The 24,286-nt window shown below is 30.1% G+C and carries 21 protein-coding genes; 10 read left to right on the forward strand and 11 right to left on the reverse strand.

The genetic code is table 11. The annotated features are described in order from the left end of the window. Nucleotides 1-67 precede the first annotated feature (67 nt). The 3 genes from BX611_RS14215 to BX611_RS14225 are packed head-to-tail and all read right to left on the reverse strand — an operon-like array spanning nucleotide 68 to nucleotide 3,725. On the reverse strand, nucleotides 68-1,957 hold the full coding sequence (locus BX611_RS14215) for a pyruvate carboxylase subunit B (protein ID WP_115882541.1): 1,890 nt from the start codon (nucleotides 1,955-1,957) through the stop codon (nucleotides 68-70). A 17-nt stretch (nucleotides 1,958-1,974) separates the two neighbouring features. Beyond that, entirely contained in the window at nucleotides 1,975-2,160 is a 186-nt protein-coding gene (locus BX611_RS14220; protein WP_115882543.1) for a hypothetical protein, read from the reverse strand. An 8-nt stretch (nucleotides 2,161-2,168) separates the two neighbouring features. Next, nucleotides 2,169-3,725: an acyl-CoA carboxylase subunit beta gene (locus BX611_RS14225; protein ID WP_115882545.1), complete on the reverse strand. Its 1,557-nt coding sequence runs from the start codon at nucleotides 3,723-3,725 to the stop codon at nucleotides 2,169-2,171. A gap of 614 nt (nucleotides 3,726-4,339) precedes the next feature. On the opposite strand from BX611_RS14225, the gene BX611_RS14230 reads away from it, so the two are divergent. Continuing rightward, the gene (locus BX611_RS14230; protein ID WP_115882547.1) at nucleotides 4,340-5,560 is read left to right on the forward strand and encodes a uracil-xanthine permease family protein; all 1,221 of its coding nucleotides are present in this window, start codon (nucleotides 4,340-4,342) and stop codon (nucleotides 5,558-5,560) included. Nucleotides 5,561-5,614: 54 nt separating this feature from the next. Here the strand turns inward: BX611_RS14230 and BX611_RS14235 are convergent, their stop codons facing one another. Together BX611_RS14235 and BX611_RS14975 are read right to left on the reverse strand one after the other, a co-directional pair. Beyond that, complete coding sequence (locus tag BX611_RS14235; protein WP_115882549.1) at nucleotides 5,615-6,424, reverse strand: class I SAM-dependent methyltransferase; 810 nt, start codon at nucleotides 6,422-6,424, stop codon at nucleotides 5,615-5,617. A 6-nt stretch (nucleotides 6,425-6,430) separates the two neighbouring features. After that, on the reverse strand, nucleotides 6,431-6,877 hold the full coding sequence (locus tag BX611_RS14975) for a UbiA prenyltransferase family protein (RefSeq protein WP_147296431.1): 447 nt from the start codon (nucleotides 6,875-6,877) through the stop codon (nucleotides 6,431-6,433). 514 nt (nucleotides 6,878-7,391) lie between these two features. On the opposite strand from BX611_RS14975, the gene gcvP reads away from it, so the two are divergent. The 3 genes from gcvP (at nucleotide 7,392) to BX611_RS14255 (ending at nucleotide 12,764) form a co-directional block, all read left to right on the forward strand. After that, nucleotides 7,392-10,241 (forward strand): aminomethyl-transferring glycine dehydrogenase, encoded by a 2,850-nt coding sequence (gene gcvP, locus BX611_RS14245; protein WP_115882553.1) that lies wholly within the window; start codon nucleotides 7,392-7,394, stop codon nucleotides 10,239-10,241. Nucleotides 10,242-10,505: 264 nt separating this feature from the next. Beyond that, nucleotides 10,506-11,498: a pyruvate dehydrogenase (acetyl-transferring) E1 component subunit alpha gene (gene pdhA / locus BX611_RS14250; RefSeq protein WP_115882555.1), complete on the forward strand. Its 993-nt coding sequence runs from the start codon at nucleotides 10,506-10,508 to the stop codon at nucleotides 11,496-11,498. Then, the gene (locus BX611_RS14255) at nucleotides 11,499-12,764 is read left to right on the forward strand and encodes a pyruvate dehydrogenase complex dihydrolipoamide acetyltransferase (RefSeq protein ID WP_115882557.1); all 1,266 of its coding nucleotides are present in this window, start codon (nucleotides 11,499-11,501) and stop codon (nucleotides 12,762-12,764) included. It begins immediately after the preceding gene. Nucleotides 12,765-12,835: 71 nt separating this feature from the next. Here the strand turns inward: BX611_RS14255 and BX611_RS14260 are convergent, their stop codons facing one another. The 5 genes from BX611_RS14260 to BX611_RS14280 all read right to left on the reverse strand — a co-directional run bounded on the left by BX611_RS14260 (nucleotide 12,836) and on the right by BX611_RS14280 (nucleotide 17,121). Next, nucleotides 12,836-13,336: a group I truncated hemoglobin gene (locus tag BX611_RS14260; protein WP_115882559.1), complete on the reverse strand. Its 501-nt coding sequence runs from the start codon at nucleotides 13,334-13,336 to the stop codon at nucleotides 12,836-12,838. Nucleotides 13,337-13,352: 16 nt separating this feature from the next. Then, entirely contained in the window at nucleotides 13,353-14,744 is a 1,392-nt protein-coding gene (locus BX611_RS14265; RefSeq protein WP_115882561.1) for an FAD-binding oxidoreductase, read from the reverse strand. A 223-nt stretch (nucleotides 14,745-14,967) separates the two neighbouring features. Continuing rightward, complete coding sequence (locus BX611_RS14270; RefSeq protein WP_240324985.1) at nucleotides 14,968-15,321, reverse strand: cupin domain-containing protein; 354 nt, start codon at nucleotides 15,319-15,321, stop codon at nucleotides 14,968-14,970. Between the two features lie 307 nt (nucleotides 15,322-15,628). Further along, nucleotides 15,629-16,735: a nickel-binding protein gene (locus BX611_RS14275; RefSeq protein ID WP_115882565.1), complete on the reverse strand. Its 1,107-nt coding sequence runs from the start codon at nucleotides 16,733-16,735 to the stop codon at nucleotides 15,629-15,631. A gap of 134 nt (nucleotides 16,736-16,869) precedes the next feature. Further along, nucleotides 16,870-17,121: a type B 50S ribosomal protein L31 gene (locus tag BX611_RS14280; protein ID WP_115882567.1), complete on the reverse strand. Its 252-nt coding sequence runs from the start codon at nucleotides 17,119-17,121 to the stop codon at nucleotides 16,870-16,872. Between the two features lie 120 nt (nucleotides 17,122-17,241). On the opposite strand from BX611_RS14280, the gene BX611_RS14285 reads away from it, so the two are divergent. After that, nucleotides 17,242-18,276, forward strand: a complete 1,035-nt coding sequence (locus BX611_RS14285) for a glutaminyl-peptide cyclotransferase (protein ID WP_115882568.1) — start codon at nucleotides 17,242-17,244, stop codon at nucleotides 18,274-18,276. A gap of 40 nt (nucleotides 18,277-18,316) precedes the next feature. Beyond that, nucleotides 18,317-19,840, forward strand: coding sequence for a hypothetical protein (locus BX611_RS14290; RefSeq protein WP_115882569.1), 1,524 nt, complete (start codon nucleotides 18,317-18,319; stop codon nucleotides 19,838-19,840). Here BX611_RS14290 and BX611_RS14295 read toward each other — a convergent pair. Next, the gene (locus BX611_RS14295; protein ID WP_317047909.1) at nucleotides 19,827-20,360 is read right to left on the reverse strand and encodes a GNAT family N-acetyltransferase; all 534 of its coding nucleotides are present in this window, start codon (nucleotides 20,358-20,360) and stop codon (nucleotides 19,827-19,829) included. The genes BX611_RS14290 and BX611_RS14295 overlap by 14 nt on opposite strands. 131 nt (nucleotides 20,361-20,491) lie before the next feature. Here BX611_RS14295 and BX611_RS14300 point away from each other — a divergent pair, with 131 nt between their 5' ends. From BX611_RS14300 to BX611_RS14315, 4 genes are read left to right on the forward strand one after another with little or no spacing between them, the layout of a single operon-like run. Next, nucleotides 20,492-21,172 (forward strand): SDR family NAD(P)-dependent oxidoreductase, encoded by a 681-nt coding sequence (locus tag BX611_RS14300; RefSeq protein ID WP_115882677.1) that lies wholly within the window; start codon nucleotides 20,492-20,494, stop codon nucleotides 21,170-21,172. Between the two features lie 3 nt (nucleotides 21,173-21,175). Next, complete coding sequence (locus tag BX611_RS14305; RefSeq protein WP_115882571.1) at nucleotides 21,176-21,763, forward strand: SprT-like domain-containing protein; 588 nt, start codon at nucleotides 21,176-21,178, stop codon at nucleotides 21,761-21,763. A 1-nt stretch (nucleotide 21,764) separates the two neighbouring features. Further along, entirely contained in the window at nucleotides 21,765-22,841 is a 1,077-nt protein-coding gene (locus tag BX611_RS14310) for a mannose-1-phosphate guanylyltransferase (protein WP_115882572.1), read from the forward strand. Nucleotides 22,842-22,853: 12 nt separating this feature from the next. After that, the gene (locus tag BX611_RS14315) at nucleotides 22,854-24,284 is read left to right on the forward strand and encodes a DUF389 domain-containing protein (protein ID WP_115882573.1); all 1,431 of its coding nucleotides are present in this window, start codon (nucleotides 22,854-22,856) and stop codon (nucleotides 24,282-24,284) included. Nucleotides 24,285-24,286 lie beyond the last annotated feature (2 nt).

Below are 24,286 nucleotides of genomic sequence, written 5' to 3' on the forward strand. Positions count from 1 at the left end.
AAAAAATAAGAATCAAAGAAAAGCCTAAGAAAAATTCTTAGGCTTTTTTTTAGATAATTTAAAAGTTTTATTCTATTGAAAACAAAACATCTCCTTTAGCAACAGTATCTCCAGAATCAAATTTAATACCTGAAATTACACCATCTTTATTTGCTTCAAAATTGTTCATCATTTTCATTGCTTCTAAAACAACTACAATTTCCCCAGCTTTTACTTCATCGCCATTCTTTTTCTTAAAATCTACAATCATACCAGGTATTGGTGCTGTACAAGCTCCTTCGGTAACCACTTCTTTTGCTGCTTTCTTTTTCCATACAGATCTTGTAGTAGCTTTTGTATTTGGAATAGACACCATAAATGATTCTCCATCTACAAACACTTCCATTTCATGCATTTCGCCATTAGTACTAGTACCGGCCTTCAATTCGCCTGCTAAAGCTTTGGTAATTAAATTATTTTCTTTCTCAACATCTTCTAGGGTTTTAGCTTTCATATCATCAGGCATTTCTTCTAAACCATATTTTATTTTTAAGAATTTTTTTCCAGTAACAGGATATAATGCCAATAGTACTTCATCATCAATATCTTTTGCTAAACCTTTTGAACCTTTTTTAACGGCATCCATTTCTGGTTCTAAAACACTTCCTGGTCTAACCTCAATATGTTGTTCACCTCTAGGATAATCTTTTAGAGCTTTCTTTCTAAGTTCTGGATTAATAGGCAACGTAGTTTTACCATATAAACCATAACATAAATCTTTTACTTCTTCTGTAATTCTTGAGTATTCACCTTCATAAGAATCAAACAATACATTATTAACAGTTTGAACTCCAACTATTTGACTTGTAGGTGTTACCAATGGAATTTGACCTAAATCTTTTCTAACTTTAGGCAACATTCTAAATACATCATCTAATCTATCTAAAGATTCCATTGCTTTTAATTGATTTACTAAATTTGATAACATACCTCCTGGCGTTTGGTGTAAAATAACATCAGTATCAATTATAGCATATTTCGGACTATTATCTAAATGCTTATATTTTGGTATTACTTTTTCCATTTGAGCACTAATTGCAGATAATTTTTTAATATCTAAACCAGTATCTCTATTTGTACCTAATAATGAAATTACCAATGGCTCAATTGCTGCATGTGAAGTTCTATATGCATACGGAGACATACAAGTATCAACAATATCAACACCTGCTTCAATAGCTTTTAAAATTGCTAAATCACCCATTCCAGAGGTAAAGTGTGTATGCAAGTTTAAAGGAATATCTGTAATTTTCTTTAGTTCAACTACTAAGTTATAAATATCATAAGGAGCAATTAAACCTGCCATATCTTTAATACAGATAGAATCAACACCAAATTGCACTAATTCTTTAGCTTTATTTAAGTAATAATCAATATTATAAACTTCACCACCTAACCTTGGTTCGGTTAATGTATAACAAATTGTACCTTGAAAATGTTTTCCATTGTGTTTCACAACTTTTGCTGCTGTTTCAAAGTTCCTATAATCGTTTAACGCATCAAAACACCTAAAAATATCCATACCATTATCGCAAGCACGTTGCACAAAATTTTCAACAACATCATCGGCGTAATTTCTGTAGCCAACTATATTTTGACCTCTTAACAACATAAAAAAAGGTGTTTTAGGCATATATTTTTTAAGTGTTCTTAAACGTTCCCATGGATCTTCGCCTAAATATCTATGCATAGTATCAAAAGTAGCTCCTCCCCAAGTTTCAACAGCATGAAAGCCTACTTCATCCATTTGTTCAGCAAAAGGTATCATATCTTCAGTTCTACCCCTGGTTGCAAACAAGGATTGATGTCCATCACGAAAACTTAAATCCTGTATTTTTATCGGGTTTTCAGCTTTTGGCCTATCTGCACTATAATCCATTTTAGTCATTAGTAATGCCCCATGTTTATCGTATATCATTGTTTCGTGATTTTAAATTAATTTATTCTAGCTCCTATTGTTCTTCCTTTGCTAAATAGTAAACCTCTGTCATTCATTCTTCTTACCAATCCTATTTTACTCCAGCCATAACGTGGTACAATTTTGTCCTTGTTTTCTTCCATTTGAACATAAACTGTTGCAGCTATTACTGCTGCTCTTTTCTTTTTTTCAAGTAATGTCATAATATTATTTATTGAGGGATGTTTCCGTGTTTTTTTGCTGGTACTAACTCTACTTTAGAACTTAAAGCATCTAAAGCCATTACTAATCTTTCTCTTGTTTCACTAGGTAAAATTACCTCATCAATATATCCTCTTTCTGCAGCCAAATAAGGCACACCAAAAGCAGTTTCATATTCTTCAATTTTTTCTTGCGATTTAGCTGCTTTATCTTCTGCTTGCGCAATTTCTTTTTTATATTTTGAAATTACTTCTACAGCTCCTTTAGCTCCCATTACAGCAATTTCAGCTGTTGGCCAAGCAAAAACCATGTCAGCACCTAAATGTTTTGAACTCATTGCAACGTATGCTCCACCATAATCTTTTCTTACAACAACTGTAAATTTTGGAACAGTTGCTTCTGCATAACTCCATAATAATTTAGCTCCGTGTCTAATAATTCCACTCCATTCTTGTTGAACTCCGGGTAAATATCCTGGCACATCTACAAAAGTTACAATTGGAATATTAAATGCATCACAGGTTCTAATAAATCTACTTATTTTATCAGAAGCATCTATATCTAAACAACCTGCTAAAATCATAGGTTGATTTGCAATAATACCAACAGAACGATTATTTAATCTTCCAAAACCAACAATGCAGTTTTCAGCAAAATGCTCATGCACTTCGTAAAAATGACCAGCATCCAGTACTTCTTCAATAATATTTTTCATATTATAAGGTACTTTTGAATCATCTGGAATAATAGTATCTAAAACATCACAAGATCTTTTTGGATCATCACCCATTTCTAATACTGGAGTCAATTCCATATTATTATTTGGTAAATAATCCAGTAACTCTCTAATTTGCTCAATACAATCACTATCATCTTCACAGGCGAAATGTGCATTTCCACTTTTTGAATTATGAACCATTGCTCCACCTAATTCTTCAAATGTAGTTTCTTCTCCTGTAACTGTTTTTATAACATACGGACTTGTAATAAACATATTACTTGTTTTTTTCACCATAAAAATAAAATCGGTCATTGCAGGTGAATAAACAGCTCCACCAGCACAAGGTCCCATAATTGCAGAAATTTGAGGAATCACACCAGAAGCCCTTGAATTTCTAAAGAAAACATCACCATACCCTTTTAATGCATCAACACCTTCCTCAACTCTTGCTCCTCCTGAATCATTTAATCCAACTACCGGTGCTCCGGCTTTCATAGCTAAATCCATAATCTTACAAATTTTTGTAGCGTGCATTTCTCCTAAAGCACCTCCACCCGATGTAAAATCTTGAGAAAAAGCAAAAACGGTTCTTCCGTTAATTAATCCGTGTCCCACAATAACACCATCTGAAGCTATTTCAACTTGTTCCATTCCAAAATTTACTGACCGATGTTTAATCAATGAATCTATTTCATAAAAACTTCCTTCATCAAACAATAAATTAATGCGTTCTCGAGCTGTCAATTTGCCCTTGGAATGTTGTTTTTCAATTCTCTGTTCACCACCCATTTGAGAAGCTTTTTCTCTTCGAGTAATTAAGTAGTTTAATTTATCAGCAACTTTCATTTTATATATTTAGTTTTTCTAATTTTTTAGGCTTTTTTTAGGCCTTTTTTCCTAAATAAAGATAAAGATAGTAATCCATAAAAACACTTGTTTTAAGTGTAAAAAAAATTAAAAAATTCTATTTTAATTATTTTTAACACATAAATTTATTAACTATTTGACAATAAATAATTATTTATTCTTCTTTTATTTAGTTTATTCGTATTTTTATTAACATTATATTGTTTTATTAATAAAAATACAACTTCTGTAACAAATGTATTTTTACGTTTTTTAGAAACTCTCAAAAAAAAGAAAAAAAGAAAATTTAACAACCAAAAAAATGCTATTTAAAACGATTTCGAAATGCCAAATAAAAAAGGTAAAAAAATATTTTATTTAAAATTTATTTTTCGCTAAATATGAATATTTTAAGTAAAAAATTAGGTCCAAAAATGAGTTTTAACAAAAAAAACACCTAAAAAATTCTTAAAATGAAAAAAAAGTAGCAATTTTTAAAGTTTAATTTTCTAGAATCATTCTAAATTTCTACTTCACAAAATAATCTATCACTTTTGCATTCGTTTATTTTGCTTTTATACCTAAATTAGCTCGATTAAAATTAAAACCACCCTATGAAACCTTCTCAAAACCAAACTTTGACAAGCACATCTAATCCAACCAAAAGAATTATTATTGGAATCCAATTTTTATTTGTTGCATTTGGTGCAACTGTGTTAGTACCTCTGCTAATTGATGTAGATCCGGCAGTAGCTTTATTTACCGCTGGAGTTGGAACACTCATTTTTCACTTTATAACAAAAGGCAAAGTTCCTGTATTTTTAGGAAGTAGCTTTGCTTTTATTGCTCCAATTATTGCAGCTACAAAACTATACGGATACCCTGGTACACTTGGAGGAATTATTGCAGTAGGTATCGTTTATTCTATTGTGTCTGCAATTATAAAATTATGGGGATTAAAAGTTATTGAAAAAATATTTCCAGCAGTAGTTATAGGTCCAGTTATAATGATAATTGGTTTGTCTTTAGCGACAGCAGCAGTTGATATGGCAAAAACGAACTGGCCAATTGCTTTGGCTGCTTTAGCTACAGCAATAATTATTGTAACTTTTACAAAAGGAATGATAAAACTAATACCTATTTTTATAGGAATTATTGTAGGTTATACCATCTCAATTATAGCCGGAATAGTTGATTTTTCAGTGGTAAATGATGCTGCATGGTTTGCTTTACCAAAATTTATAACTCCAGAATTTAACTGGGGAGCTATTTTATATATGATTCCTGTGGCAATTGCACCAATTATTGAACACATTGGAGATATGTACGCCATTGGTGGTGTAGCTGACAAAAAATTTGTAAAAGATCCTGGATTACATAAAACTTTACTAGGAGATGGTATTGCTACAGCATTTGCTGGTTTTTTTGGAGGTCCACCAAACACTACCTATTCTGAAGTTACAGGAGCTATTGCATTAACAAAAATTACAGATCCAAGAGTATTGCGTATTGCAGCAGTTACAGCAATAGTTTTTTCACTTGTTGGAAAAATAAGTGCTATTTTAAAAACAATTCCTCAAGCAGTTTTAGGAGGTATTATGCTATTACTTTTTGGAATGATTGCAAGTATTGGAATTAAAACATTAATTGATGCTAAAACCGATTTTTCCATTACAAGAAACCAGGTAATAATATCAGTTATTTTAACTGTTGGAATTGGTGGAGCTCAATTAGGTTTTGGAAACTTTTCTTTGGCAGGCATTGGTTTAGCCTCGGTTGTTGGAGTAATTTTAAATTTAGTACTCCCAAAATCAAAAGAATCGATTAAAAATTAAATCTAAAGTTTCAATTTAAGTTTTTTTTTTAGAAAAATTTAAAGAACCATTTTATTATTTTTTAATCGCTTTTATTGAATAAAGCAAAGGAAACAGCTGCTGATCTTTTTTCATTTTAAACAATCCATCATCAGTTTTTTCCATTTCGGGAAAAACATTATATGGTGATTTTTCATATTCATGTAAAAACTCAATATGCATCCCTGCGTTAGTTAATGCAGTAACAACTTCACCTAAACCATGGTTCCAACCATACTCCCTACTAATAATATCTGCATTATTATTTGTGTAAGTTCCTTTATATTCTTCATAAATTACGTCACTATTCTGATAAGGGTATACCAATTTTGGAGGCGTTTGTAAATAATTAAACATCCAAACTATAGGATGAAATTCTATTAAATAAAATACACCTCCATTTTTCAACTTATTTGCAATTATTTCTCCCCAGGTTTTTAAATCTGGTAACCAGCCAATTACTCCATAAGATGTAAAAACGATATCGAATTTTCCTTTCACTTTTTTAGGAACATCGTACAAATTACTCTCAATAAATGTAGCGTTTAAACCCAATTCAGAATTTAACCTTTTAGCTACTTTAATTCCTTCATCAGATAAATCTATACCCGTACATTTAGCACCTAACCTACTCCAACTTAAGGTATCCTGACCAAAATGACATTGTAAATGCAACAAAGATTTTCCGCTTACATCTCCTACTTCTTCTAATTCAAATGAATTTAATGACGTTTTACCTTTTTTAAAACCTTCAACATTATAAAACTCAGATTTTGAATGAATACTTACTTTCTTATTCCAAGTTTCCTTATTTACCTCAAAATATTTACTGTCATTATTTTTCATTTTATATTAATTAAAAATTATTAAAATTAACCATATTATAGGAATTGACTCTACCCAAAAACCTGTATAATATCTCGATTTTATTTCTGAAGAAAACCATAAAAAAATCCCTGTAATAATTGCAATTATGATATCAGTTGTTAAAAAGAAGTTATTCCAAAATCCCAAAATTACAAATAACACCAATAACACAGTTCCTAAAATTTTGGATTTTTTTACTCCAAACAATTGAGGTAAAGTTTTTAAACTTTTAAAATCTGATTTTACATCTCTAATATCAAAAGGGATGGTAATGGCAATTAAAATTAAAATTCGCTGAATAAATTCTATATAAATTGTTGAATTAAATTTAATTTCCGCTTCAACTAATGGAAAAAGTACCGAAATTCCAGCCCAAGCTAAAGCAATACTAAATATTTTTACTGTTGGAAAATACCTAAAAGAAAATTCCATCTTTTCAGTTTTAAAAAAAGGAATCACGTAAAATACAGTCATTACTGCAAATGGAAAAAGTATAATTAACGATTTTAAATTAAAACTTGTAAAAAAAGTTATAAAAATTACCATTATTATTGAAATAATTGATAAAACCGATACTTTAAATTTATTATTTAAAAACCAGCTTTTAAACCAGCTAAGCCGTTTTGTTTTTATTTCATAAAACCGAATAAAGTTATAGGAAGCCAAAATAGAAAATGCAACAAAAAAAGGGACTAGATTATTAAAAACATTAAATTTAAGCAACGTTATTTTAGTAATACAAAAACCTGCAAAAGCAACATGAATATTACTAAAAATATAAAAATCAAGAATCCTTTTTAAACTGAGCATTAAACAAAAATACAATTTATTAACATATTTAAATCTTGGTTAACAAAATATTATAATTAAGTAAATCAAGGCTATTTTCATTATAGTATTTTCTGTAATTTTGGCACATTAAATTATTCATATAACAATTTACTAAATGAAAACAGATTCTTTTGTTTTAAGACATGTGGGACCTCGTGAAAAGGGAACAAATGAAATGGTTAAAACTATTGGAGTTTCTTCAGTAGCCGAATTAATAGATAAAACAATTCCAAAAGATATTCGATTAACAAACGATCTAAACTTACCAAAAGCAATGAGCGAGTATGAATACATGACTCATATTCAAGAACTTGCAAATAAAAATAAGTTATTTAAAAACTATATAGGTTTAGGCTATCACCCTACAATTCTTCCAGGGGTAATTCAAAGAAATATTCTTGAAAATCCGGGATGGTATACGGCATATACACCATACCAAGCAGAAATTGCACAAGGTCGATTAGAAGCGCTGTTAAATTATCAAACAATGGTAACTGAACTTACAGGTATGGAGCTGGCTAATGCTTCTTTGCTTGATGAGGGAACTGCAGCTGCCGAGGCCATGATAATGTTATTAAATACAAGATCCAGAGAACAAAAAAAGAATGATGCAGTTCAGTTTTTTGTTTCAGAAGAAGTTTTACCACAAACCATTGATGTTTTAAAAACGAGAGCAATTCCTTTAGGAATTGAGTTAATTATTGGAAATCACGAAAATTTTGAATTCAATAAGAATGTTTACGGTGGAATTGTACAATATCCTGCAAAAAATGGTGAAGTCTATAACTATGAATCATTTGTAAAGAAAGCTCATGAAAAAGAAGCTAGAGTAACCGTTGCGGCTGATTTATTAAGTCTTTCAATTTTAACTCCTCCAGGTGAATGGGGTGCAGATATTGTAATTGGTACAACGCAACGATTTGGAATTCCAATGGGATATGGTGGTCCACATGCTGGTTATTTTGCTACTAAAGAAGCATACAAACGTAATATACCTGGTAGAATAATTGGTGTTACTCAAGATAAAGATGGCAACCGAGCATTACGTATGGCATTGCAAACCCGAGAACAACATATTAAAAGAGAAAAAGCGACATCAAATATATGTACTGCTCAGGTTTTATTAGCCGTTATGGCAGGAATGTATGGAGTTTTTCACGGTCCAAAAGGATTAATATATATAGCAAATACAATCCAAAATTTAACAGCAACCTTAAATAAAGGAATCACTAAAATTGGTTTAAAACAATTAAATAACACATTTTTTGACACATTAACTATTGAAGTTTCAAATGCTACAAAGGTGAAAGAAATTGCTGAAGGCAAAGGTGTTAATTTCTATTATCCAAATTCTAAAAATGTAAGTATTTCATTAAATGAAACTTCTAGTTTAGAGGATATCAATACAATTCTTGAAATTTTGACTGAAGCTGAAGGAAAAGAAACCTTTGTTTTAGATTCAATTACTGAAAATAATTTAGACTTATTTGCAAAACGTACATCTAACTTTATGACTAATGAAGTTTTTGAAAAATACCATTCAGAAACTGAAATGATGCGTTACATAAAAAAATTGGAGCGTAAAGATTTATCATTAAATCATTCAATGATTTCTTTAGGTTCTTGTACTATGAAATTGAATGCAGCAACAGAAATGCTACCTTTAAGTTGGCCAAATTGGGGAGTTATGCACCCATTTGTACCTATTGACCAAGCGCAAGGTTATCATGAGGTTTTTAAAGGTTTAGAAACCGCTTTAAATGAAATTACAGGTTTTTATGCAACATCATTACAACCAAATTCAGGTGCACAAGGTGAATATGCAGGTTTAATGGTTATTAAAGCATATCACGAATCGAAAGGAAATCACCATAGAAACATCTGTTTAATTCCTGCATCAGCTCATGGAACAAATCCAGCTTCTGCTGTAATGGCAGGAATGAAAGTAGTTGTAACAAAATCTAATGAACAAGGAAATATTGATGTGGATGATTTACGTGAAAAAGCGGAATTACACAAAGATAATTTAGCAGCTTTAATGGTTACTTACCCTTCGACACATGGAGTTTTTGAAAGTACTATTAAAGAAATTACTGAAATTATTCATAAATATGGCGGACAAGTTTATATGGACGGTGCAAATATGAATGCCCAGGTTGGATTAACAAATCCTGCAACAATTGGAGCAGATGTTTGCCATTTAAATTTACATAAAACTTTTGCAATTCCTCACGGTGGTGGTGGTCCAGGTGTAGGTCCAATTTGTGTTGTAAAACATTTAGCGCCATTTTTACCTTCAAACCCAATTATACAAACAGGTGGAGAAACTCCAATTACTGCAATTTCTTCAGCTCCTTGGGGATCGGCATTGGTTCTGTTAATTTCTTATAGTTACATTAAAATGCTTGGAACAAAAGGTTTAAAAGAAGCAACAATTTACGCTATTTTAAATGCAAATTATTTGAAGGCCCGTTTAGAAAAACATTACAAAATTTTATATTCAGGTGAAAATGGTTTTGCTGCCCATGAAATGATTGTTGATTTTAGAGAATTTAAAGAAAAAGGAATTGAAGTAACCGATATTGCTAAACGATTAATGGATTATGGTTATCACGCACCTACTGTTTCTTTTCCTGTAGCAGGAACGCTAATGATTGAACCAACTGAAAGTGAAAACAAAGCGGAATTAGATCGTTTTTGTGATGCTTTAATAAAGATAAAAAGTGAAATTGATACTATGGAAAGCGGAGACACAAATTCGCCTCTAAAAAATTCACCACATACGCAAGAAATGCTAACCGCTGATGAATGGAATTACCCATATACGCGTCAAGAAGCAGCTTTTCCATTACCTTATTTAAAAGAAAACAAATTTTGGCCTTCTGTTAGAAGAGTTGATGATGCATTTGGTGATCGGAATTTAATCTGTTCTTGCAACCCGATTGAAGATTATATGGATCACTAAAAGCACTTCATATTAATATGAAATTAAAAAAAAGTCTATGGAATTCCATAGACTTTTCTTGTTTTCAACAAAAAACATAATATCATTATTTATAGTTTCTTCAATTTTAACATCGCTTTAATATGTTAGTTTCAAAAAAATTAACATTTATTAGATAATTGTTAGTTCGAAAACATTATCGTAAAAAATATTTACACTTATTTTTATACTATTCTGCAAAGTAGTACTTTTGCAATTCGATATAAATTTAATATCTTATTATAAATGAAAAAAATAACGAAAGAAACCTATATCAATTGGTATAAAGACATGCTTTTCTGGAGAAAGTTTGAAGACAAATTAGCAGCCCTTTATATTCAACAAAAAGTAAGAGGATTTCTACATTTATATAACGGTCAGGAAGCTGTTTTAGCAGGTGCTTTGCACGCAATGAAAGAAAATGATAAAATGATAACTGCTTACCGTAATCACGTTCAGCCAATTGGTTTAGGAGTAGATCCCAAAAAAGTTATGGCAGAATTATTAGGTAAAGTAACTGGAACTTCCAAAGGTATGGGAGGATCTATGCATATTTTTTCACCTGAGCATAATTTTTATGGAGGTCACGGTATTGTTGGAGGACAAATTCCTTTAGGAGCTGGTTTAGCTTTTGCTGATAAGTACTTTGAAAGAGATGGGGTAACTTTAACCTACTTTGGAGATGGTGCAGCTCGTCAAGGTTCTTTACATGAAACTTTTAACATGGCAATTAACTGGAAATTACCAGTTGTATTTATTTGTGAAAATAATGGATATGCAATGGGAACTTCAGTAGAACGTACTGCAAATCATGATGAAATTTGGAAGTTAGGTTTAGGGTATGAAATGCCTTGTGGACCAGTTGACGGGATGAATCCTGTTAAAGTAGCTGAAGCAATGGACGAAGCTATTGAAAGAGCAAGACGTGGTGACGGACCAACTTTATTAGATATTAAAACCTATAGATATAGAGGTCATTCAATGAGTGATGCTCAACACTATAGAACAAAAGATGAAGTTGACGAATACAAAAAAATTGATCCAATTTCTCAAGTCTTGGCAGAAATTAAAGATAAAAAATATGCTACAGATGAAGAAATTAAAGCCTGGGATAAAGAAGTAAAAGATAAAGTTGCAGAATGTCAAAAATATGCAGAAGAATCTCCATTTCCAGAAAAACAACAATTATACGATATGGTTTACGAACAAGAAGATTATCCTTTTTTAAAACATAGATAAATGGCAGAAATAATTACAATGCCACGTTTAAGTGATACAATGACTGAAGGAGTTGTAGCGCAGTGGTTAAAAAAAGTAGGTGATAAAATTTCAGAAGGCGATATTTTAGCTGAAATTGAAACAGATAAAGCAACCATGGAATTTGAATCTTTTAACGAAGGTACACTTTTATATATAGGCTTGAAAGATGGAGAAAGCGCTCCAGTAGATTCCCTATTAGCAATTATCGGTGAAGAAGGTGAAGATATTGATGGTATTATAAAAGATTTTAAAATTACCCCTTCAAGTGAAGATTCTAAACCTGCTAAAGAGGAAACTCCAAAAGCAGCTGCTCCTATTCAAGTTCAAGAAACAGCAGCATCTCCAACTGCAGCAACTCAGAGTACAGCAGTACAACAACCAGTTGTAAATACTGGAAAGGTAATTGCTTCTCCATTAGCTAAAAAAATAGCTGCAGAAAAAGGAATTAACCTTGCACATGTAGCTGGGACGGGAGAAAATGGTAGAGTTGTAAAACAAGACATTGAAAACTATGTACCAGTATCTGCTGCCGCTCCTGCTTCGCCAGTTATGGCATTAGGCGAAGAAAGTTTTGAAGAAACAACCAATTCTCAAATGCGTAAAACAATTGCACGCAGGTTGGGTGAATCTAAATTTACAGCTCCACATTATTATTTAATGTTAGAGATTAATATGGATAGTGCTATTGCATCACGTAAAGTTATTAATGAAATTCCTGATACTAAAGTTTCGTTTAACGATATGGTTGTAAAAGCAAGTGCAATGGCATTAAAAAAACATCCACAAGTAAATTCTCAATGGTTTGATGATAGAACTCGTGTAAATCATCATGTTAACATTGGTGTTGCTGTAGCTGTTGAAGACGGACTTTTAGTACCTGTAATTCCTTTTACAGATCAAAAAAGTTTGACTCAAATTGGAGCAGAAGTAAAAGATAAAGCTATTAAAGCAAAAACTAAAAAATTGACTCCTGCCGAAATGGAAGGAAGTACATTTACAGTTTCTAATTTAGGTATGTTTGGTATTTCTGAATTTACTTCAATTATAAATCAACCAAATTCAGCAATTTTATCGGTTGGCGCTATTGTACAAAAACCAGTTGTTAGAAATGGAGAAATTGTTGTTGGAAACACAATGAAAGTAACTTTGGCTTGTGACCATAGAACTGTTGATGGTGCTACTGGAGCAGCATTTTTACAAACTTTAAAACAGTATATAGAAAACCCTGTTACAATGTTAGCATAACATTTTTCAATATTTATAAAACAAAAACCCATTACATATGTAATGGGTTTTTTATTTAAAAGGAAATAATTTTACATCCCAATTACAGCTCCTTTCATAGAGTATAAAATATATAACATATCTTTTTTGGTTTCTTCATCAATGTTATGTTTACTTAAAGTCATTAAAATATCATCCACAGCACTTAAAAATTCTTTTTCTGTTGTATTCAATCCTTTATGAGCTGAAGGCAAATCCTTTCCTGTATAAGTTGCACCCCCTCCTGTACCTGCAGATAAAAATTCTTTTACATGTGTTTTGAAACTTTCAAAATGTTCTGGATTCTCTTTTAAAGGTAAAAACACATGATTAATAACAGGATTGTCTAAATGAGCTTGAACAATATCATCCACTATAGATGAAATTCCATCCGTTCCTCCTAAGCGATCAAATAAACTGGCTTCAACCGGTTCTTCATTAACAACTACGGCCAAATTTTCATTTGAGGCTTCTTGAGTATTTGATTTCTTATTTGAACAATTAGAAACAAATACTGCTGTTAATACAATGACAATTAATTTAATAGTTTTCATATTTCTCTTGATTTAATTAGTTACTTGGTTTAATATTTTGATTTACACTAAATAAATTAGCTGGATCATATTTCTTTTTAATTTCAGTTAAACGTTTGTAATTATGCTTATAACTGGCTTTTACACGCTCTTGACCTTCATCCATCATAAAATTTGAATAAGCTCCTCCTGATGAAAATGGATGTAAAGCATCCCAATAATCTTTACACCATTTAGTTATTTTATCTGCATCTTCTGGATTTGGAGAAACTCCAACAATTACTCCTGCATATTTTGCATCACGATATGCCCAAGGAGTATCTTCAGCACTAACTCTACTTGCTGCACCAGTAATTGGATACAAGTGCATTTGTGAAAGTGGCGTTGGAATATTTGAACCAAATTTTAAATGTTGCGCTCTAACTTCGGAACCCAATTCATTAAAAAAGTCTGCCCTCCAATACCATTGTAATCCATGAGGTAATAAACCATCAAACAAGGTTTGTATTGAAGGGTAAGGCATTTCTCCCACATGTTCAAAAAGTGGATTTAATTCTTTAACTGGTTTAAATAATTCATTAAATTTATCTGGATCCCCAACATAGCACCAAACAATTCCGCAAAACTGCTTATTATGTAAATGTTCTGGAAAAGGTGCTCCAGGAATAACCATTGTAGCAATAAATCCGTTTAACTCATCAGGAGCATTTTGAATAAATTCATGATACCATTCCATAATTTCTTCAGTTCTTTCAATAGGCCATAAAGTTGGACCTCCTATTACATTTTTTACAGGATGTCCTTGAAATTTAAAGGAAGTTACAATTCCAAAATTTCCACCACCACCACGAATTGCCCAAAACAAATCAGCATTCTGATTTTTATTAACTGTAACGAAAGAACCATCTGCCAAAACCATATCAGCTTCTAACAAATTATCAATAGTTAATCCGTATTTACGCGATAAATGGCCAACTCCACCTCCAAGTGTTAAGCCTCCAACTCCAGTTGTGGATATAATTCCGGCAGGCACAGCTAATCCAAACGGATGTGTTGCATGATCAACTTCTCCCCAAAGATTTCCACCACCAACTCTTACTGTATTATTTGAAGTATCTACACGAATAAATTTAATTCCTGATAAATCAATGACTAATCCATCCTCACAAATACCTAATCCACCACCATTATGTCCTCCACCTCTAACAGCAACCAATAAATTATTTTCTCTACCAAAATTAACAGCTGCTATAACATCCGCAACATCAACACACATTACAAACATCCCAGGATGCTTATCAATCATTCCATTGTATACTTTTCGAGTTTCATCATAATCAGCATCTGTAGGTTTAACTAATCTTCCTCGTAATTTAGAAGCGAACTCTTCCAATACGGAAGTGTCTAAGTTTTTAATTAAATTTGACATACTCTTTGATTTTTTAGTTAGTATTTTTTTTTAAAGGATTATCAGGCTTTAATTCTAAATTTTAGGTTCTAACATATATTTCCAATTCTTGAATTGATAATTTAAATAAAATAAACATGATAGCTAACATATTATGTGGGAAATTAAATAGTACTTTTCCTAAAATTTTTAATCTTACGCTATACTATTAACTTGGGAAGACTCTTTTTGCTAATTCTTGGTTTTAACCTTTAGTCTTCTCAATCATATGATTGATTACATGCGTGTGCTCATGTTGAGGACTGAACATAACAATCTCCGCATCAGCGTTAACCTTTACATTGTGCCCTGAAGGCCAATAAAATAGTTCATTTGCATCAACAACCTCTTCAATACCGCTGGCATCAGTAGTGGTAAGCTGACCACTTAAAAGAAATCCCCAATGTGGACACTGACACAAATTCCCTTCAAGCCCCATAAACAAAGGTGTTGTATCAACTCCTGCAGAGAGGCTAAAATACTCTCCACTAATTTTACCTAATCCAGTAGCATCTCCAAAATCTGTTTTCTGACGGATAATAGCTCCTGGAATCTGCATTTTAACTTCAATATCGTCTTTTGCAATTTTCATAATTGTTTATTTTTAGTTATTTGGATAAAATTACCCTATAGTAATGTTGTTTTACTGTTTCTATAAATTCTAGAATTTAAAAATCTAACTATTAAACTGTAAGACTTTTGACTGTTGTTAGGGTATACCACGTTTAAACAGACTTACAATCTTCAAAAAATATAGATTATACTTGTTTTTAAACAGTTACAATTTAGAAAGATAAAATGATGACTAATACAACAATTCGTTCAAAAAATAAGAATTTTAAACCATGAAGTAATTTTAACAGATATTAAATTATATGTTGCTGAATATATTTAGATGGAAGTACTCCATATTTTTCTAAAAAACACTTTGAAAAGTAAGCAGGGCTATTAAATCCAGATTCATATGCTATTTCTGAAATATTTCCATTTTGCTTATAAAGTAAATTCAATGCTTTATGTAATCTAAATTCTTTTATGAAGTTATTTGGCGATTTTCCTGTTAAATTTATCAATTTACGGTATAACTGAGATTTACTATAACCTAAATCTTTACTGAAATTAGTGACATTAAAATTAGGCTTATTCCAAATTGCTTCAATGTAATCCATTAAATGTAGTAGAAATTTTTCTTCCGAAGGCTTTAAAGCTCTAATCAATTCCTTATTAATAATTGTATTTCTATTTTCACTTTCATATAAATCTTTTACCTCGTTAGAAATAACAAGCTGTTCTGCTACAACCTCACATATTCTGGTAGCCTGCACAATTGCCTCTTCAAAAATACCTTCTTTTTCAGATACTGGAACACCTGCGCTTAAAGCAATTTTCATTTTTCTGTTTTTTATATCAAACTTGGGAGTTATGTATTTGAAATTCGCTTGAATTTTTAAGGCACAAAAAACAGCATTACTAACCGATTTAAAAGAAACTAAATAATTATTATTATCCTTTTTTACAATACTACCTTTAAAATGTTTAATTGATTTTGAAACACTATTATGAAATTTTTGAGTAAATAAACTAAATTGATTTGCTTCTAATCTGTTTAAATAATTACTGGTTTCAATAACCATTATTACTCTAAAAGCCGGGTCATTTATAATATTTAATTCTGTATTTTGAGCTTTTTCTGGATCTTCAATTCGTCCTAAAAAAGATTCAACAATATTTTTATCAACTTCAATTATACTATGAGGAAATTCACCATGAGCATGGTTATGCATATCTTGAATTGCTTTTTTATTAGGAGCTTCAATTAAACAAAATGCTGTATTTCTATCTTCATCACACCAATAAGTTAACCCCTTACAACCAAATTTATGTTCTATTTTCAAATCAATTTGATGCATTTCAGCAACATGTTCCGCTTTAATTTCTTTCGGAATATCATGACGATCCATATATATAGGCATAGTATAAATTTTTCATACAATATAACAATTTTTAATTATAACTTAATTATAGAAAGCTTAATGCTAAGTATTTATCAATAAAAAAGCCTCAACTTTCGTTGAGGCTTTAAAATATTATCTATTTAAAAAATTAATTATTTTTTAAATTTAGCGTATTTAGATTTAAATTTATCAATACGTCCTGCAGTATCTATTAATTTAGATTTACCTGTGTAAAATGGATGTGAAGATCTTGAAATCTCTAATTTTACTAATGGGTATTCAACACCATCTACATCAATTGTTTCTTTAGTATTTACTGTTGAACGAGTTAAAAACACATCTTCATTAGACATATCTTTAAATGCTACCATTCTATAATTTTCTGGGTGTATACCTTTTCTCATCGTAAACTCGTTTTAATGCTGTTTTTATTTTTCAGACTGCAAATTTAACTATATTTTTGAAACTTCAAACAAATAATTTATTTTATTTACATAAAAATTAATAAAAAGCTAATTTAAATTATGTCAAACAAATCATTATTAGGTTTATTTCTATTTATTTCGTTAATATCATGTAAAAGTGAGTATAAATTTGTTTTAAACGCTCCTAATAAAATTCAATCTAATAAAATTCTTGAAATTTCAATTTCTGAAAAAGAAGGAAAACCTATAAAATCTGTTCAATTTTCAATTGATAATCAAAAAATTACTTCTGAAGGAACTTCGGTAAGTATTAATATTAATGATTATAGACTTGGTAAACATGAGGTGACTGCACTTGTTTTTTACGAGGATAAAACCAAAAAAGTAACAAAACCTGTATATTTTATGGCAGATACTAGTCCGGAAATATACACTTATAAAATAATAAATACCTATCCACACGATAAAGAAGCTTATACTCAAGGTTTGGAGTATAAGGATGGTTTTTTATATGAAAGCACTGGCAGAAAAGGGACATCTTATATTAGAAAAGTGGAATTAGAAACTGGTAAAGCATTGCAACAAAAAGATTTAGATGCTGCCTATTTTGGGGAAGGAATTACAATTTTTAATAATAAAATTTACCAACTTACCTGGCAGAGTGGTATTGGAATTGTGTATGATTTAGAATCTTTTGAAAAAGAAAAGGAATTCAAATATACTAAAAGTCGTGAGGGATGGGGATTAACAAATAATGGAGAACAATTAATAAAATCTGATGGTACTGAGCGAATTTGGTTTTTAAATCCTGAAACTTTAATTGAAGAAAGTTATATTGAAGCTTATACTAATAAACAAAAAGTTGAAAAATTAAATGAGCTTGAATACATCAATGGTAAAATTTATGCAAATATTTGGCAAAAAAACTCCATTTTAATTGTGAATCCAACAACTGGAAAAGTTGAAGGAGTTGCTAATTTAAATGGCTTAAAAGAAGAAATCTTAAAAGAACAAAACCTAACTGATAGTGATGAGGTTTTAAATGGTATTGCTTTTGACAAAGAAAATAACAGAATGTTTGTTACTGGAAAACACTGGAGTAAACTTTATGAAATTGAATTGATTAAAAAATAATTTTCTATAAATTATTTTTACATTTACAAAAACAACCTTAATGCGCTATTATTTTACCCTTTTAATAGTAATTAGTTTAATAATTTTGTCTTCTTGCAGAAAAGACTTTAGCGCTGAACTAAGTACTGGAAACTTATCATTTTCAAAAGATACGGTGTATTTGGATACTGTTTTTACAAATATAGGATCAAGTACCTACAATTTAAAAGTTTATAATAAAAGTAATAACACTATTTCTATTCCATTAATAAAACTGGGAAGAGGAGAAAACTCAAACTACCGATTAAATGTTGATGGTACTGCTGGAAAATTATTTGAAAATGTTGAAATTTTAGCTAAAGACAGTATTTATATTTTTATTGAAACAACTATTAATTATAACCAAGTAACAGATCCTATTTATGTAGATTCAATAGTTTTTGATACTGGAGAAAACTTACAAAATGTAAAGCTTATTTCACTAGTTAAAGACGCTCATTTTTTATACCCAGCAAAAAATTCAGAAGGTATTGTAGAAACTATCACAACTGGTTTAAATGCTAACGGCGAAGCAATTAAAATCAATGGGTTTTATCTTAACAACAATACAATATTTACCAATAACAAACCCTATGTAATTTATGGTTATTGTGCCGTTCCTAAAGATAAAACACTAACAATTGAGGCAGGGGCTAATATCCATTTTCATTCAAATTCTGGAATTATAGTTAATAAAGGTGCATCTTTAATAGTTGAAGGTGAATTAAATAATGAAGTAATTTTTGAAGGCGATAGATTAGAGCCTCAATATAGTAATATACCTGGCCAATGGGGAACTATTTGGCTGCGTGCCGGAAGTAAAAATAATGCAATAAATAATACCATAATTAAAAATGCTTCTATTGGAATAATTATAGATTCTATTGGAAATAATAACTTCACACCTACTTTAAATATAAAAAACACTCAAATTTATAATAGCTCAAACTTTGGAATTTTAGGTAGAGAAACCAATATTAAAGGAGAAAACTTAGTAATTAATAATAGCGGACAAGCATCTTTAGCGTGTACTATTGGCGGTACTTATAATTTTACACATTCAACTTTTGTTAATTTTTGGAATGGTAGCTTACGTCAATTCCCAAGTGTGTTAATTAACAACTATTTTACCTATTCAAATGAAAATGAACAAGTTGTAAAAACACGTGATTTATTGGCTGCCAATTTTACAAATTGTATTATTGATGGGAATTCAAATATTGAATTAATTATTGATAAAGTAGAAGGTGCTATATTTAATTATTCATTTAAAAATAATTTAATAAAATTTAACGATTATAACGAAAGTTACAAGGATCTTGAAATCTATAACTTTGAAGATTCAAGTTACTATGCAGATAATATTTTAAATGGAAATTCGGATTTTAAATCACCTACAACAAATGAGTTAATAATTGGTGAAAACTCTGATGGAAATCAAAAAGCAAATCTTAATGGAACTTCTTTAATCCCTTATGATATTTTAGGAATATTAAGAGCTAATCCGGCCGATATTGGAGCTTACCAACATATTATTTTTGATTAAAATAATCAGCCTTTTCAATTTTATACCAATTATATTTCTCAGTACTTTCATAATAATCAAACTTATAAAATTTTAAACCAATTTTCTCAAGTACTTTATACGAAGCAATATTTTTAGGCATAACAATGCCAATTATCCTATTTAATTTTAAAATTTCGAAACCGTATTTTATAATTTCTTTTGAAACTTCTGTAGTAATTCCTTTATCCCAATATTGTGGTAAAATTCTAAATCCAATATCAGTTTCATTTAATTCCGGCAAATATTTTAAACCTGCAAAACCAATCACTTTATTATCTGGTTTATAAATTACTGCCCATCTTCCATAACCAAACTTTTTATAATCTTTAAATAAAACTTCTGAAATAATTTCTTCAGCTTCATTTACTGATTTTAACACAACATCACCCGTATATTTTTGAACTTCAGCATTAGAACCAAACTCAAAAATTGCAGGAGCATCTTCCATCTGGAATTTTCTTAAAATAACCCTATCCGTTTCAATTAAATTAATAACAATTACTTTTTAATTTACTTTAATTTGTATACAACACCGTTTTCCATAACAAATGTTACGTTTTCCATAGTATGAATGTTAAAATGGTGTATTTTTACCCAAATATAATAAGTTATTTTTTAATTATATTAAATATGAAAAACGTTATAATAACAGGAACCAGCCGTGGAATTGGATTTGAATTGGCTCAGATTTTTGCTAAAAACAATTATCAAGTTTTAGCATTATCTCGAAATTCTGAACCGTTAAAAAAACTCAAATTAAAAAATATTTCAACTTTATCTGTGGACCTTTTGAATGAAGAAGACTTGAATAAAGTAGTAAACTTTATTTCTAAAAACTGGAAGAATGTTGACATACTAATAAATAATGCTGGAAAATTAATAAGTAAACCTTTTTGTGAACTTACATCTAACGACTTTTTGGAAGTGTATAAAGTAAATGTTTTTGCAGTTGCTGAATTAACAAAATTAGTAGTTCCATTTTTACAGAAAGGAAGCCATGTTGTAAATATTAGCAGTATTGGAGGCGTTCAGGGAAGTATGAAGTTTCCAGGCTTAGCAGCTTATAGTTCTTCAAAAGGAGCTCTTTTAACCTTAACTGAAGTTTTGGCTGAAGAATTTAAAACTCAAGAAATTTCTTTTAATACATTAGCTTTAGGAGCAGTTCAAACCGAAATGTTAGAAGAAGCTTTCCCCGGTTATAAAGCTCCCGTTTCAGCTAAAGAAATGGCTAGTTATATTTATAATTTTGCTGTTACAGGAAGTAAATTTTACAATGGGAAAATATTACAAGTATCCTCAACCACTCCATAGTACATGATTGAAAAACTTTCAAAATACATACCAGAAAATGCGGTTGAGTTAGTTAATGAAATTCTTTTAAATCATCCGATATCAATAAAAATTGTAAATGAAAGAGCCACAAAACATGGTGACTTTAAAAGAAATATTAATAACAAATTTCAAATTACTATAAATAATAATTTAAACCAATACCAATTTTTACTTACACTTATTCATGAAATAGCACATTTTGTAACATTTAAACAATATGTTCGTGTAAAACCACACGGAATTGAGTGGAAACGAAACTTTCAACATTTAATGCTCCCTTTTATTAGCCCAGCAATTTTTCCACAAAACCTACTTCCTTTACTCGCTAATTATATTAAAAACCCAAAAGCAAGTACCGGATCTGATGTTAAACTAACATATGCCTTAAAACAATATGATGAAAATTCAGGAAAGAGTTTTATCTTTGAGTTACAACATGGTAGTATTTTTTTATTTAAGGATAAAACTTTTAAAAAAGGAAACAAACGAAGAACTAGGTATGAATGTGTTGAAATGAATAGTAAAAGAACCTATTTATTTAATCAAAATGCAGAAGTAGAAACACTATAATATGAACAAAAATTATTACGCAGTTATTATGGCAGGTGGAGTTGGAACTCGATTTTGGCCCCTTAGCACCCAACAATTCCCAAAACAATTTCATGATATGTTAGGTACAGGAGAATCTTTAATTCAAAAAACCTTCCACCGATTTGAGAATTTAATTCCTACTGAAAATATTTTAATTGCAACTAATAAAAATTACGAAAATTTAGTTTTAGAACAATTACCAAAAACAACTAAAAAACAGTTGCTTTTGGAGCCTGCAATGAGAAATACGGCGCCATGTATTTTGTACAGCGCGTTTAAAATATTTAACGAAAACCCAGATGGAATTATGGTTGTTGCTCCATCAGATCATTGGATTGAAAACGAACAAGAGTTTTTAAATAATATACAAACATCTTTTGATTTTTGTGCAGATACCGATGCTCTATTAACACTTGGAATTCAACCAACTAATCCAAATACTGGTTATGGATATATTAATTTTACCGAAGCTGAAAATAGTATTAAAAAAGTTAAAAACTTTACCGAAAAACCAAATTTAGAAAAAGCTAAACAATTTTTAAAAAGTGGTGATTATCTTTGGAATGCAGGAATTTTTGTTTGGAGTGTGAAAAGCATTTTAAATCAATTTGAAACTCATTTACCAGAAATGTATTTGTTATTTAAAAATGGTATTACTTGTTATAATTCAGAAAAAGAAGAAACATTCATTGATGAAAGCTACCCAAATTCAGAAAATATTTCAATAGACTTTGGAATTATGGAAAAAGCTCCAAATGTATTTGTTTTACCTGTAAATTTTGATTGGAATGATCTTGGAACTTGGGGATCACTTTATAATAAATTAGATAAAGATAAAAATGAAAATGCTTTTGTTGGAGGTGATGTTATTTTTAGAGATTCTAAAAATAATATTATAAGAACGCAACCTGGTAAACGTGTTGTAATTCAGGGATTAAATGATTTTATTGTTGTAGAAAAAGAAAATGTATTGTTAATTTGTCCAAAAGACAAAGAACAGGAAATAAAGCAAATAACAGAAGAAGTTAAACTAAAATTTGGAAATGAATTTGTTTAAAATACCTACGTGATGGAAACTAAAAATACAAATCAACAAACTAATTTTTCCGATAATAATCCTCAACCAAATACAGATTTTAAAGGTGTTTGGGAAAGTATCAAACAATTTTTACATGAACTACTGGATATTAGAAAAGATACCGACAAAAAAGGCACTATTGAAGATATAAAAGGAAATATCTCAATGAAAGGTCACACTGCCTGGGTATTGGTTTTTTCTATTTTAATTGCCTCTATCGGGTTAAATGTAAGTTCTACAGCTGTAGTAATTGGAGCAATGCTTATATCCCCACTAATGGGACCAATTTTAGGTGTTGGGCTATCAATTGGCATAAATGATATTGATACCTTAAAACGTTCGCTAATTAATTTAGGTGTTATGGTAGGTTTAAGTTTAGCAACTTCATTTTTTTTCTTTTTAATTCCTATTTTCAGAAATGAAACCCCTGAACTTTTAGCAAGAACTGCTCCCGATGTTAGAGATGTATTTATTGCCATTGCCGGTGGTTTAGCCTTAATAATTGCATTAAGCAGGCGAAGTAAACAGACAAATACTATTGCTGGTGTTGCCATTGCCACTGCTTTAATGCCACCTTTATGTACAGCTGGATACGGGCTTGCAACTTGGAATTTAAGTTATTTTGGTGGCGCTATGTTTTTATTTACTATAAACACCATATTTATTGCACTTGCTACTTTTGTAATTGTTAAGTTTTTAAGGTTTCCAATGTTAAAATACATTAATTCGGCAAAAAGAAAACGCATTGCTAGAACTGCATCAACAGTTGCCCTTTTAGTTTTTTCAGGAAGCATATATCTGTTTTTTAATTTATTTCAAGAAAATCAATTTAGGCAATCTGCACAAAACTTAATTAATGATATAAAAGAAAGTGGTGTTAGTATTATTGATGAAGTTGATAAAAATATTAATTATTCAGATAGAAGTATTCAGATTTTTGTATATGGAAACAAATTAGACCAAGAACAAATTGAAAAATGGAACTCGAAACTTCCTGATTATGGATTAATAGATACTAAATTATTAGTGCAACAAGGCGCCGATGATTCTGACCTGAGGAGTGAAGTTCAAAACCTGTCTGATCTATACATTCAAAATCAAAAAATAATATCTTCAAGAGATGAAACCGTTAAAGAAAAAGAAGATAAAATAAAACTTCTAACAGCCCAGCTATCTAAATACGAAGCAAGTGAAATTCCATTTATTCAAGTAAGTAAGGAGGCTCAAATTAATTACAATGGTTTATCGCATTTAAGTTATGCAAAATTGGTACACACTAACTTTAACACTATAGATACAATTACTGTTTTTAATGCTAAATGGTACGACACTGTTCCAAATATAACTAACCAACAGTTACTTTTACAAAAGTGGTTAAAAACACGTTTAAATTTAGATACTTTACAATTAAATAATAATTAAAT

This window comes from Lutibacter oceani, from assembly GCF_003384935.1.
GTDB lineage: Bacteria > Bacteroidota > Bacteroidia > Flavobacteriales > Flavobacteriaceae > Lutibacter > Lutibacter oceani.

Coding starts and splice junctions, on each gene's coding strand:
- BX611_RS14215 (WP_115882541.1), bottom strand. CDS start 1,957: ATGATATACGATAAACATGGGGCATTACTAATGACTAAAATGGATTAT.
- BX611_RS14220 (WP_115882543.1), bottom strand. CDS start 2,160: ATGACATTACTTGAAAAAAAGAAAAGAGCAGCAGTAATAGCTGCAACA.
- BX611_RS14225 (WP_115882545.1), bottom strand. CDS start 3,725: ATGAAAGTTGCTGATAAATTAAACTACTTAATTACTCGAAGAGAAAAA.
- BX611_RS14230 (WP_115882547.1), top strand. CDS start 4,340: ATGAAACCTTCTCAAAACCAAACTTTGACAAGCACATCTAATCCAACC.
- BX611_RS14235 (WP_115882549.1), bottom strand. CDS start 6,424: ATGAAAAATAATGACAGTAAATATTTTGAGGTAAATAAGGAAACTTGG.
- BX611_RS14975 (WP_147296431.1), bottom strand. CDS start 6,877: ATGGAATTTTCTTTTAGGTATTTTCCAACAGTAAAAATATTTAGTATT.
- gcvP (WP_115882553.1), top strand. CDS start 7,392: ATGAAAACAGATTCTTTTGTTTTAAGACATGTGGGACCTCGTGAAAAG.
- pdhA (WP_115882555.1), top strand. CDS start 10,506: ATGAAAAAAATAACGAAAGAAACCTATATCAATTGGTATAAAGACATG.
- BX611_RS14255 (WP_115882557.1), top strand. CDS start 11,499: ATGGCAGAAATAATTACAATGCCACGTTTAAGTGATACAATGACTGAA.
- BX611_RS14260 (WP_115882559.1), bottom strand. CDS start 13,336: ATGAAAACTATTAAATTAATTGTCATTGTATTAACAGCAGTATTTGTT.
- BX611_RS14265 (WP_115882561.1), bottom strand. CDS start 14,744: ATGTCAAATTTAATTAAAAACTTAGACACTTCCGTATTGGAAGAGTTC.
- BX611_RS14270 (WP_240324985.1), bottom strand. CDS start 15,321: ATGCAGATTCCAGGAGCTATTATCCGTCAGAAAACAGATTTTGGAGAT.
- BX611_RS14275 (WP_115882565.1), bottom strand. CDS start 16,735: ATGCCTATATATATGGATCGTCATGATATTCCGAAAGAAATTAAAGCG.
- BX611_RS14280 (WP_115882567.1), bottom strand. CDS start 17,121: ATGAGAAAAGGTATACACCCAGAAAATTATAGAATGGTAGCATTTAAA.
- BX611_RS14285 (WP_115882568.1), top strand. CDS start 17,242: ATGTCAAACAAATCATTATTAGGTTTATTTCTATTTATTTCGTTAATA.
- BX611_RS14290 (WP_115882569.1), top strand. CDS start 18,317: ATGCGCTATTATTTTACCCTTTTAATAGTAATTAGTTTAATAATTTTG.
- BX611_RS14300 (WP_115882677.1), top strand. CDS start 20,492: ATGAAAAACGTTATAATAACAGGAACCAGCCGTGGAATTGGATTTGAA.
- BX611_RS14305 (WP_115882571.1), top strand. CDS start 21,176: ATGATTGAAAAACTTTCAAAATACATACCAGAAAATGCGGTTGAGTTA.
- BX611_RS14310 (WP_115882572.1), top strand. CDS start 21,765: ATGAACAAAAATTATTACGCAGTTATTATGGCAGGTGGAGTTGGAACT.
- BX611_RS14315 (WP_115882573.1), top strand. CDS start 22,854: ATGGAAACTAAAAATACAAATCAACAAACTAATTTTTCCGATAATAAT.